General features: G+C 40.8%; 1 protein-coding gene. It reads right to left on the minus strand.

Annotated elements, in window-relative coordinates; all coding sequences use genetic code 11:
- Nucleotides 1–42: 42 nt before the first annotated feature.
- The coding region (locus CI595_RS26500; protein ID WP_205728131.1) for a hypothetical protein at nt 43–240 on the minus strand (198 nt) is incomplete at its 5' end.

A 240-nucleotide genomic window follows, 5' to 3' on the forward strand; every position in this document is an offset into this window, starting at 1 on the left:
GCTATGAAAAATACAGTGCATAGGCAATAAAATGAGTGTTTTTTAAGTCTGCTTACGGCAGGCTTTTTTGGCGTATTTAAAAACAGTGGAACCAGGAAGATACGGACGTGAGATAAACTCCGCTTTACCACATATTGAAAAGGGATCCATTAGAGCAAATGCAAGTACAACCGGCGCGATGACTGCAATAAAATTCTCGAAAGCTTTCACGATAGCTCCTACTGTTGCACTTAGCCTACA

The organism is Blautia hominis, from assembly GCA_002270465.1.
GTDB lineage: Bacteria > Bacillota > Clostridia > Lachnospirales > Lachnospiraceae > Blautia > Blautia hominis.